Source organism: Halobacillus locisalis (genome assembly GCF_013694105.1).
Lineage (GTDB): Bacteria > Bacillota > Bacilli > Bacillales > Halobacillaceae > Halobacillus > Halobacillus locisalis.
The window spans coordinates 1,319,240-1,336,183 of sequence record NZ_JACEFG010000001.1; the positions used below are offsets into that span (position 1 = coordinate 1,319,240).

The 16,944-nt window shown below is 42.2% G+C and carries 16 protein-coding genes; 1 reads left to right on the forward strand and 15 read right to left on the reverse strand.

Annotated elements, in window-relative coordinates; translation table 11 throughout:
• Window positions 1-133 precede the first annotated feature (133 nt).
• The 5 genes from H0266_RS06945 to H0266_RS06965 all read right to left on the reverse strand — a co-directional run bounded on the left by H0266_RS06945 (window position 134) and on the right by H0266_RS06965 (window position 3,996).
• Window positions 134-487 (reverse strand): hypothetical protein, encoded by a 354-nt coding sequence (locus tag H0266_RS06945; RefSeq protein WP_181471632.1) that lies wholly within the window; start codon window positions 485-487, stop codon window positions 134-136.
• A gap of 6 nt (window positions 488-493) precedes the next feature.
• Window positions 494-916, reverse strand: a complete 423-nt coding sequence (locus H0266_RS06950) for an ATP-binding protein (protein WP_181471633.1) — start codon at window positions 914-916, stop codon at window positions 494-496.
• A 171-nt stretch (window positions 917-1,087) separates the two neighbouring features.
• On the reverse strand, window positions 1,088-1,390 hold the full coding sequence (locus H0266_RS06955) for an STAS domain-containing protein (RefSeq protein WP_181471634.1): 303 nt from the start codon (window positions 1,388-1,390) through the stop codon (window positions 1,088-1,090).
• Window positions 1,365-2,777, reverse strand: coding sequence for a methyl-accepting chemotaxis protein (locus H0266_RS19580; RefSeq protein WP_181471635.1), 1,413 nt, complete (start codon window positions 2,775-2,777; stop codon window positions 1,365-1,367). Before H0266_RS19580 ends, H0266_RS06955 begins: the two co-directional genes overlap by 26 nt.
• 145 nt (window positions 2,778-2,922) lie before the next feature.
• Window positions 2,923-3,996, reverse strand: coding sequence for an undecaprenyldiphospho-muramoylpentapeptide beta-N-acetylglucosaminyltransferase (locus H0266_RS06965; RefSeq protein ID WP_181471636.1), 1,074 nt, complete (start codon window positions 3,994-3,996; stop codon window positions 2,923-2,925).
• A 116-nt stretch (window positions 3,997-4,112) separates the two neighbouring features.
• Here H0266_RS06965 and H0266_RS06970 point away from each other — a divergent pair, with 116 nt between their 5' ends.
• Entirely contained in the window at window positions 4,113-5,465 is a 1,353-nt protein-coding gene (locus H0266_RS06970) for an MATE family efflux transporter (RefSeq protein WP_181471637.1), read from the forward strand.
• 38 nt (window positions 5,466-5,503) lie between these two features.
• Here the strand turns inward: H0266_RS06970 and H0266_RS06975 are convergent, their stop codons facing one another.
• The 10 genes from H0266_RS06975 to H0266_RS07020 all read right to left on the reverse strand — a co-directional run bounded on the left by H0266_RS06975 (window position 5,504) and on the right by H0266_RS07020 (window position 16,915).
• On the reverse strand, window positions 5,504-6,934 hold the full coding sequence (locus tag H0266_RS06975; protein ID WP_181471638.1) for an aldehyde dehydrogenase family protein: 1,431 nt from the start codon (window positions 6,932-6,934) through the stop codon (window positions 5,504-5,506).
• Between the two features lie 177 nt (window positions 6,935-7,111).
• Window positions 7,112-8,299, reverse strand: a complete 1,188-nt coding sequence (locus H0266_RS06980; RefSeq protein WP_181471639.1) for a nucleoside transporter C-terminal domain-containing protein — start codon at window positions 8,297-8,299, stop codon at window positions 7,112-7,114.
• A 245-nt stretch (window positions 8,300-8,544) separates the two neighbouring features.
• Window positions 8,545-9,531, reverse strand: a complete 987-nt coding sequence (locus H0266_RS06985; protein WP_181471640.1) for a FecCD family ABC transporter permease — start codon at window positions 9,529-9,531, stop codon at window positions 8,545-8,547.
• Window positions 9,528-10,541, reverse strand: coding sequence for a FecCD family ABC transporter permease (locus H0266_RS06990; RefSeq protein ID WP_181471641.1), 1,014 nt, complete (start codon window positions 10,539-10,541; stop codon window positions 9,528-9,530). The genes H0266_RS06985 and H0266_RS06990 overlap by 4 nt, the downstream gene beginning before the upstream one ends.
• 95 nt (window positions 10,542-10,636) lie before the next feature.
• A complete protein-coding gene (locus H0266_RS06995; protein ID WP_181471642.1) occupies window positions 10,637-11,620 on the reverse strand; it encodes an ABC transporter substrate-binding protein in 984 nt (327 codons plus the stop codon).
• Between the two features lie 144 nt (window positions 11,621-11,764).
• Window positions 11,765-12,388 carry a SafA/ExsA family spore coat assembly protein gene (safA, locus tag H0266_RS07000; protein ID WP_425484286.1) on the reverse strand — a complete coding sequence of 208 codons (624 nt, stop codon included), beginning with the start codon at window positions 12,386-12,388 and terminating at the stop codon, window positions 11,765-11,767.
• 129 nt (window positions 12,389-12,517) lie between these two features.
• Window positions 12,518-13,027, reverse strand: coding sequence for a hypothetical protein (locus H0266_RS07005; protein WP_181471643.1), 510 nt, complete (start codon window positions 13,025-13,027; stop codon window positions 12,518-12,520).
• 84 nt (window positions 13,028-13,111) lie between these two features.
• Window positions 13,112-14,227: a Ger(x)C family spore germination protein gene (locus H0266_RS07010; protein ID WP_181471644.1), complete on the reverse strand. Its 1,116-nt coding sequence runs from the start codon at window positions 14,225-14,227 to the stop codon at window positions 13,112-13,114.
• Window positions 14,224-15,402 (reverse strand): GerAB/ArcD/ProY family transporter, encoded by a 1,179-nt coding sequence (locus tag H0266_RS07015; protein WP_181471645.1) that lies wholly within the window; start codon window positions 15,400-15,402, stop codon window positions 14,224-14,226. Before H0266_RS07015 ends, H0266_RS07010 begins: the two co-directional genes overlap by 4 nt.
• Window positions 15,323-16,915, reverse strand: coding sequence for a spore germination protein (locus tag H0266_RS07020; protein WP_181471646.1), 1,593 nt, complete (start codon window positions 16,913-16,915; stop codon window positions 15,323-15,325). Before H0266_RS07020 ends, H0266_RS07015 begins: the two co-directional genes overlap by 80 nt.
• Window positions 16,916-16,944: the final 29 nt, after the last annotated feature.

Consider the following 16,944-nt stretch of genomic DNA (forward strand, 5'->3'; position numbering starts at 1 on the left):
GTGGCAAGTTACGAAGGTTGAATGGAAGCAACGAATAAATAAAATACCATACAAAAAGTGGAAATGCAATATAACAAGATCCACCTATCCGTAGTTTACAAAGAAAAAAGCGATGATCTTTGTAGATCAACGCTTATTGCCTAGGCTTGTTTTCTATATATTTTGGTAATCGAATTTCATAAACGAGATAAGAAAAAACGCGAAGTAAAACAGGGTATAAGGCAAGAAAACCTAAAAGATCACCAATCCCACCCAAAATATTTGTGGTAATCATGACAAGAAAGAGAAGAAGCATTAGAACCACAGTAACGAGCCCCGTTCTACCATTTACCGGATTCCAAGCACCGGCTATCGTCTTCGTATCCTGCTCAACTAATTCGAAGCATCGATAATGGAAGGGGCGAACCCGGAACCAGTTCGAAGCTGTAACTAATTCATCGCGATCTCTAATTTCTTTGTAGCAATAACGGCAGCGGTTTGTGTCCAAGGGAATCTACTCCTGATTTTGGTATTTTTTCATGAGCAAGCACTCATTTCCCTTTTCATTATAACGTAAAACATCCATAACTCTAAGCAATAAGACAATTCCTCGACCCGGTTCGTCGATATGTTCTAAACGAGGGAACCAATGCTTCAAATCGTTAGGCGAATGGTAACGTCTCCAGTCAAACCCGTCGCCTTGATCATTTATCCTTACCAACATACGTGTTTTCATAAATGATATATGCACCCGAATATCTTTGTCAGTACTTTGACGGTGCCCGTGCTTCCAAGCATTTAAAATGGCTTCCGAGATAGATGCCTCAACGAGTAGTTGATCCATCCCGAACCCCTGAACTAAATGAGGGTAATAACGCTTTCTAATCTCTCTAATTTGTTGTGGGTTGTTGATGTTCAAATCAAATGATGTTTTCATCATTCAACCTCTCCTCTACACAGTGATTCCTAAAATAGGTATCATCGCATCCCCTATGCGTCTTTCTCGTTTTTCCTATTCCCTAAAGAAGAAGGATTTAAAAGGGAACGGACTAAAAATAAACGATCCGACACAAATTGTTCAGATTCGAGATCAAATGATTCAATCAATTTATTTCCATTTAAAATTGGGAGAAATCTTAGTTAAATCAAACAATTCCCTTATCGGTTTTGAAGCCCCAACAATGGTTGCAGTCCCGTTCACCGACCTGAGCCTTTTGCTTAGTGTTACAAGGACTCCAAGTCCAGCGCTATCCAAAAATGTCGTGCGGGATAAGTCCAATACGAATTGATCCCTCCCCGCTTCAACCTCAGACAATAATGTTTCCCTTAACTCGGCTGCCTCCTGGACATGTATTTGATCTTCTAACCGAATGGTGGTGCTATGATTAAGAGGCGTAGTCGTTTTTGACATTCAACTTCCCCCCTTCTACTTGAATTAATGGTTCCTGGGGAGAGGAAGACTGACTTTGGTCTGTATGGAATACCGCCATTTCATCGTGTAGTCGTGTTGCCATCTCACTCATTTGTTCTGATGTCCCAGATATATTATTGATTGCCTCTTGAACCTCAACCATACTACCATTGATACGGTTCGAAGCCAGATCTGTTTGGTCGATGAACGTCCCCATGCCCTTGATCAATGATATGATATCTTCACTTGTCGCTACTTTTTCATCCGTAATCTCTTTGATTTTTTCCATATGATAGACAGATGATAGAACGGATTCTTCGATTTCTGCTAACGCTGAACCTGCTTTTTCAACAGAAGTAACCCCTTCGTCAACAAGTGTTGCAGTGTGGTCCATTTCGAGAGTGGCTTTGTTTGTAGTTTCCGTCACCGACCTGACGATTTGAGATACTTCTTCCGCTTCCTTCGTCGACTGCTCAGCCAACTTACGAACTTCATCAGCTACAACCGCAAAGCCTTTGCCGGCTTCTCCTGCTCTCGCGGCTTCGATTGCTGCATTCAATGCAAGTAGGTTTGTCTGTTCAGCAATATTCGTGAGCGTATCAACAATGGAAGTGATTTGATTGGAGTATTCATTGAGCCTTTCTACTTCCTGTTTAGAAGTCAAACTTTGGTTTCTTATTTCATTCATTTTTTCGATGACGTGATCCACCGATTCCTTTCCACTTACCGTTGTTGCTAACGAATGCTTAGAAGAAGATTGTGACTTTTCTGCTTTACCTTGTGCGATTTGGATTAGCGAAGACAGTTCTAGTAAACTTTGAGACACCTCGCGAATCGTCCGTTCTCCTCTTGCTGCGATTACCTGAAGCGCCTCACCTTGTTCGCGCACCTCGGAAGCCTGACTTTCCACTTCTTCCGTTGATGCCGAGTTCTCTTCTGAAATGGCTGCAACCGATTCTGTCGAGTACTTAAATGTATGTATAACGCTCTCTAGTTTTCTATTTAAGTTGTTGAACGTACTCGTCAATTGACCTAACTCATCTGTTTGTTCAAGCACCAACTTCCTAGAAAGGTCGATTGTATCTCCATGCATATCTTTCATTTCCTTATTTAGATAGGTCAGTGGTTTCGTTACGTATTTCTTAATTCCAACCCCCACAAAAGCAATCATGATGATTAAGTTTACAACTATTGTAAAATAAGTTTGTAGGAAGGCGACTGTTGTTGATCCTAAAACATCTAATACACCAGAATTAAAAAGTTGGCGCTGTAAGTAGGATAGCGGAGTACCCATTAAGAGACTGAAGATTGTAGCCCCAAGTATAATGAGCGTCAACTTCTTTGAGATGCTCATCTGTAATATTTTTTGTTTTCTAGAACTGTCCACAAGCGTCATCCTCTCCATATTTATACCTAGTTGTTTATATCCCTAATGGACTAGATACAAACCTTATTTATATATTTATATAGAAACTGAATAGCAAAGAAACAAGCCCAGCAAACTAGTGCTGGACTTGGATTGACTGTAAACGCTATTTCTTTTCTTCTTGTTGTATGATGGATATGATTTTATCCTTCGTTTTTCCGCTTTTATATTCGCTCATTTTGTCTAAAAATGCTTGCTTGTTGTCCATTAATGATTGAAGATCAGACAGTAACCTCTCACTCGTCAGCTCCTCTTCTTCAAGTTTCATCGCATACCCCTGTTTGACAAAAGAATCGGCATTCAAAATTTGGTCGCCTCGACTCGCCTCACGTGACAGAGGAATCAATAGCATGGGCTTGTTCAGTGCCAAGAACTCAAAGATGGCATTCGAGCCGGCACGAGACACGATATAGTCTGTTGCAGCAAATAAGTCTTTCAGCTCATCATTCACATATTCAAATTGAGCATACCCGCGTCTGTTAATCGTTGTATCCTTTTGTTTCTTACCACATAGATGAATGATTTGTACATCCTCTAACAGCTCATCCAAATTGTCTCGAACCGCATCGTTGATTTTCTTGGATCCAGTACTTCCTCCCATGACCATAATGACCGGCTTCTGTTTGTGGAATCCGCAATAAGAAAGGCCTTCCTGTCGACTTCCTTGAAACAGTTCTTCGCGAACGACCGCTCCGATGAAGGTTGCTTTATCTTCAGGTAGATGGTTCATCGTTTCAGGAAAAGTAGCCAGCACTTTCTTCGCAAATGGGAATGACAATTTATTTGCAAGTCCAGGCGTATAATCTGATTCATGAATAATCGTCGGGACCCCCTTAAGTTTGGCGGCTGCCACGACAGGGACAGAAACGAATCCTCCTTTTGAAAAAATCACCTGTGGTTTGGTCTTCGCTATGATTCGCGAAGCTTGCCATAATCCTTTTAACACCTTGAAAGGATCTTTTATATTTTCTTTCGAAAGATATCTCCTTAATTTACCCGTAGAGATAGCGTGGTAATGCACGCCCTCAAGGGGCTCGATCAATTGCTTCTCAATGCCTTCGTATGAACCGATATAATCGATTTTGTACCCCTGCTTCTGGAATTCGGGAATCAGCGCCAAGTTAACGATGACGTGACCTGCCGTACCTCCACCAGTGAATAATATTCGTTTCTGACTCATGTTTGTTCACAACGTCCTTTCTTTGGTGCAAGTAAATAGGTATGATGGATCTAGTATGCTATAATCCTCGTACTCCACTCCTCTAATGGAATTGTAACAGAAAAGGAAGACTGATTATGTACGAAACATCAACGTTACAAGAAAAAATTAAATTGTTCACAGTCATCCTGCTCCCTATTTTAATCACACAACTAGGGATGTATGCGATGAATTTCTTCGATACTGTGATGTCAGGAAAAGCAGGACCTGATCAATTAGCGGGGGTTGCGATTGGATCGAGCGTTTGGGTTCCTGTATTCACCGGTCTGAATGGAATCCTCATGGCCATCTCTCCGATTGTGTCACAGTTAAAAGGTGCAAAAAAAGAAGATGAGATTCCGTGGTCGGTCAAACAAGGCGTGTACCTGGCAGTAGCTCTAGCCCTGCTGATCGGACTCGTTGGATATTTCCTATTGGACCCCATCCTCTCTCTGCTGAATATCGAGAGTTCTGTCAGATACGTCGCGAAGTTCTATTTAATCACGTTAGGAATTGGACTTGTCCCCTTATTCGCGTTTAACCTCTTGCGGTCGTTTGTTGATGCCCTTGGCTTAACAAAAATATCGATGGGCATCATTTTATTGACGCTGCCAGTAAATGTGTTTTTTAACTATGTATTCATTTTCGGTAAATTCGGTGCCCCTGAACTTGGAGGTGTCGGAGCAGGTGTGGCTTCCGCCTTAACGTATTGGTTCTCGTTCATCGTTCTCATCATCACGATACATAGGCAACGTCCGCTGCGTAAGTATGGGATACTAACCAATTTTCCAAAGCCATCGCTTATCGAGTGGTGGGCACAACTAAAGATCGGTATTCCAATCGGATTTGCCATCTTTTTTGAGACGAGTATCTTTGCGGCCGTTACATTTTTTATGACCGCTTACGATACATTCACCATCGCTGCTCATCAAGCAGCGATCAACTTTGCCTCGTTCTTGTATATGGTGCCTTTAAGTATTGCCTTTACGTTAACGATCGCAGTCGGGTATGAAGTCGGTGCCAAAAGGTATAAAGACGCCCGGACGTATTCCTATTTAGGTATAGCCCTTGCTGTATGCATGTCTGTTGTGGCCGGATTACTTCTATTTGTGTTGGATGACTCGGTCGCCCGATTATATAGTTCCAATCAAACCGTCATTGAATTAACGAAAAACTTTATCTTCTTCGCTATTTTCTTCCAGTTGTCCGATGCATTCGGAGCTCCTATACAGGGAGTTCTCAGAGGGTACAAAGATGTCAATATCACACTGGTTATGGCATTTGTATCTTACTGGGTGATTGGCCTTCCGAGTGGGTACTTAATGGCGAATTACACGGCACTCGGTCCATACGGCTATTGGATGAGCTTAATCATCGGGTTAACAGCAGGTGCCCTTGCTTTATTATTCCGTATGTTGCAATTGCAGAAAAAAAACATTCAAAGATCATAAAAAAGTCGGTCTCATCCACTGAAGAGACCGACTCCTTTTTATTTATTCTGCAAGTTCATGACAATGAGTCTTTCTTCCGTCATATCTTCAATCGTATATTTCGGCCCTTCTTTTCCCCAGCCACTTCCTTTTACCCCTCCATACGGCATCAAGTCTACACGGTATTGGGAAGAGTCGTTGATCATAAGTCCGCCGACTTCAACATTGCGCGCCGCATAGAAAGCTGTGTCAATGTTTTGAGTAAAGATTCCGCCTTGCAAGCCATATTGCGATTGGTTCACCTCTTGAATACATTCGGTCATGTCTGTGAAAGGAATCAAATTCACAACTGGGGCAAACATTTCTTCACATACGACTTTCATATCATTGTTTACATTTGTCAGGATGGTCGGCTGAAGCAACGCACCTTCTCTCTCACCGCCAAAGACAACTTCTGCACCCGCCTGCTTCGCTTCTTCCATCCACTCTTCAGCCCGCTTCGCTTCATCTTCACTGATCATTGGGCCCACGTCTGTGTCAGGGTCGTTGGGATCGCCAACCTTCAACTCTTTGATGGATTGAATGAATTGATCTTGGAATTCATCCCTAATATCCTCATGAACATAAATTCGTTGAACTGAGATACAAACTTGTCCTGCAAAGGCATAACTTTTTGCTGCAACATTTTGGGCAGCAGCTTTGATATCCGCTTCCTTGTCTATAATGACGGGAGAATTGTTACCGAGTTCTAATACAAGTTTATTAAGCCCGGTATTCTGCTTTAACATCAAGCCGACTTTGGCACTACCCGTAAAGGTATAAAGATTGATCCGAGGGTCTTCCATCATTTGGTTCCCTACTGTTGAACCTGAACCGACGACAACATTGAAAAATCCTTTGGGCAATCCGGCTTTCTCGAATAGCTCCGCTAATTTGATAGCTGAAATGGGTGTTTTACTAGCCGGTTTCAACACGACTGCATTTCCTGCCGCTATGGCAGGAGCGATTTTATGAGAGACCAAATTGATAGGAAAATTGAAGGGACTGATGGCTCCAACGACTCCTACGGGTACTTTAATGGTAAATGCCATTCGATTTTCTGAACCTGGAGCCGCTTCTACCGGTACCCCTTCCCCGTGAATCCTTTTGGCTTCTTCAGCAGACAGTTCAAAAGTCTGTGTGGCACGATCAATTTCCGTACGGGCCTGTTTTAATGGTTTACCCGCTTCAAGTGTAATGTTCTTCGCTAATTCCTCTTTATTTTCTTGTAGGAGTTCGCTTACTTTCTTTAATATCTTATAGCGGTCATATGGAGCGATCTTTTCACGCTTGTAAGCTTTATGGGCCGCCTCGATTGCCATGTCCACTTCTTTTTCTGAAGCTTTCGCCACTTTCGCATATGGTTCTTGGGTGTATTTATTAAGTACTTCGAGCTCTTCTTCCGTTTTCGTCCACTCTCCGTTGATATATAAGGCATAACTTTTCACCATAACCATTTCTCCTCTCTGTCTATCTACAGTCTTTATTGCCAAAATCAAGGAGAGGTAAACGTCATAGCAGATTGTAACCCGTCAGGTTTCAGTTTCTAATTCTAAAGGATATAACATCATTTTTAAAAGAATCAAAAAAAGCCTGAATGGTGAAATACCATTCAGACTCTTAATGATTTAGATGAATAGTCCTGCGATTGTAGCGGAAAGCATAGAACCTAATGTTGCACCGATCAGCAACTTAAGACCGAAACCTGATACTTTTCCACCTTTTTCTGGATCAATACCTTGAACGGTACCTGCGATGATACCAATGGAAGAGAAGTTAGCAAAGCTTGTAAGGAAGACCGTTACAATACCGACCGTCTTCTCTGAAACGCCGCTCATCATTTCTTGGAATTGCAACATAGCAACAAATTCGTTTGTTACAATCTTCGTACCCATAATGGCACCGGCATCGATGACTTCACTAGCTGGTATTCCCATTAGGATACCGATTGGTGAAATAATATAACCGAGAAGTTGTTGAAGAGTAAACCCGTTGAATACGGCCCCGAATACGGCGTTTACAAGTTCAAGAGATGCAATGAATGCAATTAGCATGGATGCTACAATCAAAGCGATTTTACCACCATCGAGAGCACCATTACCCATTGCTTCGAAGAAACTCTTAGAGTTTGATACGTCTTGGATATCTACAACGTCTTCCTCTTTTGGAACTTTAACAGGTGAAATGATAGACGCTACGATTAAGGCACTGAACATGTTTAATGGCAACGCTACTAGGATATATTTTGGCGGCAGCATCCCCAAGTAAGCTCCTACAATAGAAGCAGAAACAGATCCCATTGCTGATGCACTTACGATATATAAACGATTATCATTTAACGTGTGGAACTGTGACTTGATTGCAAGCAACGCTTCTGATTGTCCGAAGAAGATACTGTTAACAGCGTTAAAGGACTCAACCTTTGGTAGTCCTGTTATCCATGAAAGACCCCAACCGAGATATTTAATGATGAAAGGCAAGATCTTTAAGTACGTCAACACGGAAAGAATTGTCGCAAAGAAGATGATGATCAACAGCACGTTGAAGAAGAATACGCCACCATCTCCAACTTGTACACCACCAAGAACAAAGTTAACCCCTTCTGTACCGTACGCAATCAGTTTATTGAAGACCCACGAAATCCCTTCAATCACTAATTGTCCGATCCTCGTATTGAACATGAAGAATGTAATGAGTAATTGAGCTAAAATCATTACTCCGATACCTGTATAATTGATGTTTTTGCGATCGTTAGACATTAGAAATGCAATAGCTAGAATGACAACGACAGCAACAATTCCTAAAAGAATACCCACGAATAAATCCTCCCCATAATGATTTATAAAATAAAAACAAGTGTTATGAAAATGCTTACATAACGTTTTACTAAATAAGATTTTATCAGGTTGTCAGACGTCATGCAAGGTAATTGTTAAATAAAAAATATTCTAACACCTGCAACTGTCTATTCACTTGCCTATCTACACTCACTACCACCGCTTTATTCTGCCCAAGTTTCTTCATAGAAACCAAAATAAAAAGAACTCATGACAAGTTCTTTCTAAGAAGAAGTTTGAAGTCTCCTTAATAGATACAGAAAATAAGGAGCACCTATGATGGCCGTAAAGATCCCCGCTGGTACTTCTGTAGGAGGAAACAATCCTCTTCCTAGTCCATCTGCCAACAATAATAGAGCTATTCCAACAAGAGCCGATGTTGGAAGCAAGTACGCATGACGATTTCCTACAAGCTGGCGGGCAATGTGCGGGGCCACGAGTCCAACAAACCCAAGGGTTCCTACAACGGCCACAGAAGCACCCGCAAGAGATACAGCAATGATCAACAATAACAAACGCGCTCTACGCACCGGCTCCCCGAGTCCCTCAGCTACGTCGTCTCCTAAGCTTAGAACATCTAGTTTTCGAGTAAGTAGCAGCGTAAGTGGAATCAATATGAGGATCCAAGGTAGCAAGAGCCAAACATCGGTCCAGTCTTTCCCCCACAGGCTACCGGTCAACCAAACAAGCGCAGCGTTCGTTTCTAATGGAAATTTCACAGTCAACAGTTGAATACCGGCTTGGCAAATCGACCCTAATGCGATGCCGACTAACGCGAGTGTCGCTGGCTTTACCCCTTGACGGTAGGCAAATAGATAAAGACCCAAGGTTACCAACCCCGCTCCTAGAAAAGCAGCAATCGGTAACCCGATGACAGGCAAATTCGGATATAGGATAATGACCGTAACCGCAGCGAGACCAGCACCTTTCGTAATCCCTATTACGTCTGGCGATGCAAGTGGGTTACGAATGATTCCTTGGAGGATCGCTCCTGAGAAGCCTAGACCAGCACCTACTAAAATAGCCATTAAAATTCTTGGAAGACGGAAATTTTGAATGATAAACCCACTATTCCCTGCATCCAACCCTGTGAAGTATTGCCATAGAGTTCCAGGAGGGATATAGACGGCCCCCACTCCAATAGAGAGAAATGCTCCGATCGCAACCAAAGCCGTAAGAATAAGGATCCACCGTATCGGGTGTCGCTTCATGAAGAACGCCCTCCTTTGCGAGCCAAGTACAAGAAAAATGGGGCCCCGATCAGCGCCGTTACAATTCCGACCGGGGATTCAGCAGGGAATGCGATATATCGAGATATCACGTCTGCTCCGGTCAGTAAGACAGCACCGAACAAGGCTGAAATCGGAATCACAAGCCTATAATCTGATCCAATCAATGAACGTACAATGTTAGGAATCATGAGTCCTATAAAACCTATAGGCCCGGCAACTGCAACAGAGACCCCAGCTAAAATGATGACAAGAACCGCTGATGCTCCACGAATGAGGCCTATATTCTGTCCTAACCCCTTAGCCAAATCATCTCCGAGGCTCAGTATAGTGAGAGACTTGGATAAGATCATAGCCGTTAAGACTCCTGCTAACGTCCACGGAAGTAACAATTGAACGTCTCCCCAGTTGCGACCATCGATTCCCCCAGCTAACCAGAACAACACATCCTCCGTCGATGTTTCATTGAATAGGACGATGCCTTCTATTAACGATGATAGGAAAAGATGAACGGTAATCCCTGCTAATGCTAGCTTAACAGGGGTCATGCCACCTCCAGTGGAAGCCATGTAATAGACAACGGCCCCTCCGAATGCAGCACCTAAGAAAGCAAAATATACAAGTGTGTTAGGAGCGAGGTCTGGAAACAGAACCACTCCAATGACAACCATTAAAGAAGCACCCGCATTGACACCGAAGATTTGAGGTGAAGCCAAGGGGTTGTTCGTGATGGATTGCATAATCGATCCAGCTATAGCTAGACAGGCTCCGATGATCAGGCCTACTACTGCGCGCGGCAACCGAATCGTTTGAATGATAGAAGCTGCTTTACTTCCATCATTAGTGAATAGAGCCGCAAGGACTTGTGAGAAGTCGATACTATAGGCTCCGACGCTTAAACTAGCGATAAAACTAATAAACAATAGAAGGACACCAAGCGTAATCGTGAACCACAATTTGAACTTATGTATCGTCGTATTCTTGGTTACCATATTCCTCCCCCTCATAGAAATACATGTATGGGATGTGTCATTGTTATTCACCCATGAAAAAACGGAGGGTTCCCCCTCCGCTTCCACTTTACCCTTTATTCGTATAGATAGCTAATGGCATCCTCTAAAATCTTCTCAGAAGAAATCAACCCTCTGAAACGTGACCACATGTTACGGTCTACTTGGTGTACTTCACCATTTTTGACAGCCGAAACATCTTGGTATAATTCATTCTCTTTCCATTCATCGACAACGGTTTGTTCTCCGCTTAACATATGGAACATGACATCTGGATTGAACTCTACTACTTGTTCAAGGTTGATTTTGTTATAGCGGTCATCTCCACTTTGTATGGCATTTTTCAAACCGATGGATTCAAGGAGTGATCCTGTATAGGACTCCATATTATGAGCGTAATATCCGCTGTCCGCCACTACGGCTGGAAGTACGGTACGGTCCTCGTCCTCAGGAACTTGTGAACGTAACGTTTCCATCTTGTCTTTGTGCTCGGCTAATACTTCTGCACCTTTCTCTTCCATTCCCATTGCTTTAGAAACCGTCTCAAAGCTATCGATAATCCCTTCATAGTCAGCCGCTAAGGATGGCAGGATGATAGTTGGCGCAATTTCAGAAAGTTGATCATAAATATCTTTATGACGTTTCATATCTGCAATAATCAAATCTGGTTGTAAAGAGCTGATGACTTCAAGGGACGGCTGTTTGCGTGTACCGACGGAAGTATATTCTCCGATTTTTTCTTGTATTGGTTCGATGATTCTTTCTTTATCGTTATCATCCGCGATTCCGATCGGTGTAACGCCCAGAGAAGCTAGGTTATCGACAAAAGAAAATTCCAATGCTACAACATTTTCGGGCTGACCAGAAATTTCTGTTTCACCCATTTCATGTTGAATAACACGCGTTTCTTCGGATCCGCTATTTTCTTCACTCTGTGTTTCCTCGGAATTGTTACTCCCTGTCGCTTCGTCACTCTCAATTTCTTGACCTTCTTCACTTGATCCACAGGCAGCAAGTACCAGAATTACTGCAATAGTAAGTAATCGAACTGTCCACTTCATATGTTTAACCTCCATTGGTATTGAGAATCATTATCAAACATTCCGTCCTCTATCATATATCGGTTGTACACATATGTAAAGGCGTTTAAATGAGAATTTTTTCAAAATAAAAGGAGTGTCGATGAGCGACACTCCTTTTGACTTCTACTGTGATATAAACATCTGCGTCCAATAGTGACCGTAGCTTCCACCCTCTGCATATCCGACGCCGATTTGTCTTAAATTAGGGTCGAGTATATTCTTTCTATGACCTGCACTGTTCATCCAGCCATTTACCACTTGCTCTGGGGTACGCTGTCCAGCCGCAATATTCTCTGCAGCCCTTCGGTACGAAACATTGAAAGCTTTCATCATATCGAATGGAGATCCGTAAGTCGGGGATGTATGGGAGAAATAGTTCTTATCTCTCATATCACGTGACTTATAACGAGCTACTCGAGATAGTTGCCAATTCGCTTTCAAAGCAGGCAAACCTTGTTCTGCCCGCTCCTGGTTCGTAAGGTCAATGACCTGTTGCTCTACAGACTTAATACCCGGCTTAAGTGGAATCGTTACACGGTCTCCAGGATAAATCAAATCAGGATTTGTGAACTGACTATTTGCGTTAATAATCTCTGATAAACCAATTTGATATTTCTTAGAGATTTTCCACAGCGTGTCTCCACTTTTAACAATGTACGTATCCGTTTGTGCATGTGTTGACTGGGGGGATTGTACAAACAGAACAACTGAAAATACCAGTACTCCTAACCACATCCAAAATTTCACAAAGGTTCGCTCCTTTATATGTTAGTCAGATGTAGTTTGTCTTACTTCGACCAAATTATGTATAAGCACTAAAATGCACCTGCCGCTGGTCCTGCGACAGGTGCTATACCTAAGGGGAGGTATATAGGTTTATAAATGAAACGAGCGTGCCACTTCGATTAAGTGCTCTTTAGTGACGCTCTGTTCATCCTCGAGGTTAGAATGGACACTTTCACGATAAGCGATGGTATAGGTAATGCCATCTTTTTGCCAAGACAACCGCTTTGCAAACTGGTTATCTTCATAAGTGCCCTCGATTTGATTACTGATCGAAACCTTTATCGGATCAATCGACTGAATACTCTCTTTGCCTTCTACAACGGTAATGGATAATAAATCATTCGCCTCTGTGTAGAAGCTCACATCAAAGACTTGCCTTTCGTCTTCCCGGTAGACATCAGATACGACACTCACCATATCAAAGGGAATGTACTGAGGAAGTTCTGGTTCAAAAGCCAGTTGGTCCTTAGCCATATCTACTTCTCCATTGTTAAAAGCATAGTACCCTTCAGGTATTTGTTGGGCTGTGCTTCCACAAGCCGATAACAAAGTAATGACTAAAGTAATCCACAATAACTGACATTTCTGCTTCCCATTCATTTCAGGTCCCCCGGGTCATGCGTTTCTTTTTCTACTATAGAGACGAGACGAGGCTGCTTGAGGTTTCAAAAATGATTCATTTTTTTAGTAAATAATTCCGTGTTGAACGATTTCTACTTTCACCTTAGGTGTGATATCGATTTCGGGAAACGTCTCACTCCACTTTAGTTTCTTGTAAACTTCAGGGTGATAAGCCTTCACTTGCCTACCGATCCCCCATATGTCGCTGTTGGCTTCTTGCATTTTCGCCACAATTTTCTCTGCGTCTTTCGTGACTTCTTCTGAAAGCGTTACATTTAATTCATCTATGGTCTTCTTTTCTTGAAGGTGATCAGCTGGATATTCTACAACACGTACTTTTAATGCAAGGTTGACTTCAACTGATACCGTATCGCCTTCTGGTTTGATATCTATATCATTTTTCAACTTTAAGACATTTGTGGTGACATGATTATAACGTTCATTTTCATGTTGATCCGATACTTTGTGTGTTAAGCGTGCGCTTTTCCCTTTCAACCCTTGCAACAACATAAAAACAATCGATTCATTTGCTGTAATATCCATGCCTGTGTACGAGTCGTCATGAAACAAGGCCATCCCACCGAACCTGAGTAACTGCTTCTCTTCGTCTACTTCTATGATCGGTAAAGAAAAGTCCTCTCCTTCTTCGAACAATTCCGCACAAATCAACTGGATATTCTCACCTGTCGCATGGGTTGTAGCCACTGCTCCTTGCAATAGCCCGCTAATATACTTACTGATACGTGTATCACTTGTATTCTGATAGGTAAGAACTTCTGAAGCAGATCCTCTAGCTATGGCTATATGCGCATTTAAATTATTGGTAGGATTACGATAAAATTCATCGAGCACAGAGTAGATGTTATCTTTAGCAAGTTCTTCTCCTATGACCAATACTCTCAGTTTCGCCGGATCAAATGACTCAGAGACCATCAAGTCTGTATTATTTCTCGCTTCAAGAGGTGTTCTAGCTTCAGTTGATATAATTTGGACTTTCTCTTCACTTCCACCTTCCGCACTCCGTTTGATGGTCGGGATGGAAACTGTTTCCGTTATACCACCGTCTTCGCCTTTATCAAATCCCATCGTCAACACCAACTTCACATTCTTAAATTGACGCTCATCCCAACACCCTGTCAGAAGAACCAGAGAAATAATCACCATCAACCCCTTTTTCATCCTTCATCACGCTCCTTCTGTATTCGACGTCTGACCAGAGCTACGATGAGAATAAAGGGAGGAATGTAAAACGTGAAGATGAATCCACTTTGTATTACATATTTAGTAAACGTTTCCATTTTGGTCATGTCGTATCCAATTAGCGATGCACTAGCCACAATGATTAGACTGATAAAGACATTTGCCCTTTTTGCTGTTTTCAACCGAAATACTTCTTTCAGCCCTTGTCCAGCCATATATAAATACGTCGTGAAAGATGTAGCCACAGATACAAACCACATCGAAATGAAAAACAAATCGATACGAGCAATAAACGGTAGTTCAAATGACTTCAGCATATATAATATAGGCTCAGGCACGAACGTAATCTCCTTTGTGCTAAAGAACGTATAAGAAATGATCAATGTCAACAAGTAGAAAAAAGTGACAAAGAAATGGGCTTGCAGCATCGTTTTGAATCGCTCTTTTACTGATCCTTCCACTCTAGAAAAAATGACAATCGAAACAAAAAAGCCAAAAAATGACAACAATGCTTCCTTTGCTCCTAGTATAATCTTCGTAATTCCTGATTCTCCTATGGGGAGCAGGTACATCCAGTGCGCCTCCTGTAAGCTGTAAAAAGAAAGTGTGATCAGCAATAACAACAAGAGCGAGACCATGGTATAGAACCTTGCAAGAACCAGTAACCCGCCGTTTGTCAAATACACCCCCACAGTAACGATACAAACGGCCATGACCCAAAACGGAGTGTTCGGTAATACCCACAAACTGATCATCCGTCCGAATAATAATACAATCAGAACACCAACACTTACAAAGTAACAACTATACAATAAGGAAAACGCGCGACCTCCCCACTTCCCAAACAGCTTCTCGTTAATTTGAAAAAACGTTAAATCTTCATACCTTTTGGCAATCAGCCATAAAATCAAAAGCACAATGGGTAGAACGACACCCGCAACGAGTAATGATATCCATCCATCTTGTCTAGAAACGGCATGTAGTTCGTTCGGTAGAGAGAGGATACCTACGCCAATCTGTGTTTGCACGAGAATATAGAAAAACTGTCGTCTTGAAACCTTTTGCTCTTTCGTATTATTTGTCGGTTTTATTGTTTCCGCCGTCTGGTTGATTGATTGACTTGCCGGCTTCATCGGACTGGCTTGATTTTTCAATTTGCTTCCACTCCCTTGATGGTCCTATTGCTTCCATCTGAACCGCACGCGAGTCTCTGGGTCGTTTATTCATCATGTATATAGGCACTCGGATAAACGTATCTTTTAGATCTTTAAATCGAAGAGGGGCTACCGGGGCCAAATAAGGAACTCCGAACGACTCTAGTCTCGTTAAGTGAATCAGGATCATCATAAAACCGAAGGTGATCCCAATAAAACCTAGGGTACCGGCTAAGAAAATCAGAGGGAACGTTAAGAATCGCAATGTCGTACTCAGCTCATTAGAAGGGACAACAAAGGAGGCAATGGCTGTCAGCGCAACTACAATCACCATGAGATTCGACACCAGCCCAGCTCTCACCACAGCGTCACCAATGACTAGACCTCCTACAATCCCAATTGTCTGACCAATGGGCTGCGGCAACCTGATCCCCGCCTCTCTGATGAGCTCGATAATGACTACCATGACCAACGCTTCAATTAAAGGAGGATATGCAATTTCATTGATGGACTGTTTTACAGGAATAACCAGCTCATCAGGGATGACTTCAAAGTGAAAACTTACGACCGCAATATAAAAAGCCGGCAAACCGATGGCAATAACGAAACTGGTTAAACGAATCAAGCGTACAAACGTACCTGTAAACCAACGCATATTGTAATCATCTGAAGCTTGATAAAAGCTGAAAAACGTAGAGGGAGCGATCAGTGTCGTTGGTGTACCTTCTGTCATGATCGCAACCCTCCCTTCCATGATTGCGGCGACTACACGGTCAGGTCTTTCCGTGTTCAGCATTTGAGGAAAAGGAGACTTTGTATTATCCTCTATGAATTCCTCTACATAACCCGGACTATGAATCATGTCAGAACTGATATAATTCAATCGTGTCTCAATCTCCTGAATAAGTTCCGGATCCGTCACCCCATCCAAAAACACTAAGGCAACATTGGTGTTTGTCTTCTTTCCAAGCTTATAGTACTTAATCGTCAAGTCTCTGTTTTGAATCCGTCTTCTGATGAGGTTAATATTGACCATCAAGTTCTCAATGAACCCATCGTGAGACCCTCTCACAACCTTCTCATTTTGTGGCTCTTCTGTACTTCTATTGAACGATGAAGTGACAGCGAATTGAGCAATTGTTTTGCGGCCATCCTCCATGTAGATTGCATGACCTTTTAACAATCCTCGAATGGACTCTTCCAAATTTAACGTATGTTTAGCAGAAGGGATTTCTCCTATACTATCTACTTCGTTGAATTCTAATGGTCTGAAAATCGTCTCATGTATCTTGCCTTGATCCACAAGAGATTCGATATATAAGAGCGATGCATTTCCTTTATTCAAAATCCGTATGCGAAGATCATTCGTATTGTGAAATTCATGCATCAAATAATTCACATTGTCTGCTAATTTCGTCGAGCTCGGGTATTCTGGTTCATCGTTTTGGTTAATGAATTCTCGGTCTTGTAATTTTTCATGATCTCCTAATAATAATCGTCTAATAAATCCCATTGTCATCACCTATCATTAGATTGCCGCAA

Excerpts from the sequence above, each read along its gene's own strand:
- H0266_RS06985 (WP_181471640.1), bottom strand. The coding sequence starts at position 9,531 with ATGAAGCGACACCCGATACGGTGGATCCTTATTCTTACGGCTTTGGTT.
- H0266_RS07020 (WP_181471646.1), bottom strand. The coding sequence starts at position 16,915 with ATGGGATTTATTAGACGATTATTATTAGGAGATCATGAAAAATTACAA.
- H0266_RS06995 (WP_181471642.1), bottom strand. The coding sequence starts at position 11,620 with ATGAAGTGGACAGTTCGATTACTTACTATTGCAGTAATTCTGGTACTT.
- H0266_RS07010 (WP_181471644.1), bottom strand. The coding sequence starts at position 14,227 with ATGAAAAAGGGGTTGATGGTGATTATTTCTCTGGTTCTTCTGACAGGG.
- H0266_RS06990 (WP_181471641.1), bottom strand. The coding sequence starts at position 10,541 with ATGGTAACCAAGAATACGACGATACATAAGTTCAAATTGTGGTTCACG.
- H0266_RS06970 (WP_181471637.1), top strand. The coding sequence starts at position 4,113 with ATGTACGAAACATCAACGTTACAAGAAAAAATTAAATTGTTCACAGTC.
- H0266_RS06950 (WP_181471633.1), bottom strand. The coding sequence starts at position 916 with ATGAAAACATCATTTGATTTGAACATCAACAACCCACAACAAATTAGA.
- H0266_RS07005 (WP_181471643.1), bottom strand. The coding sequence starts at position 13,027 with ATGAATGGGAAGCAGAAATGTCAGTTATTGTGGATTACTTTAGTCATT.
- H0266_RS06955 (WP_181471634.1), bottom strand. The coding sequence starts at position 1,390 with ATGTCAAAAACGACTACGCCTCTTAATCATAGCACCACCATTCGGTTA.
- H0266_RS06965 (WP_181471636.1), bottom strand. The coding sequence starts at position 3,996 with ATGAGTCAGAAACGAATATTATTCACTGGTGGAGGTACGGCAGGTCAC.
- H0266_RS06975 (WP_181471638.1), bottom strand. The coding sequence starts at position 6,934 with ATGGTGAAAAGTTATGCCTTATATATCAACGGAGAGTGGACGAAAACG.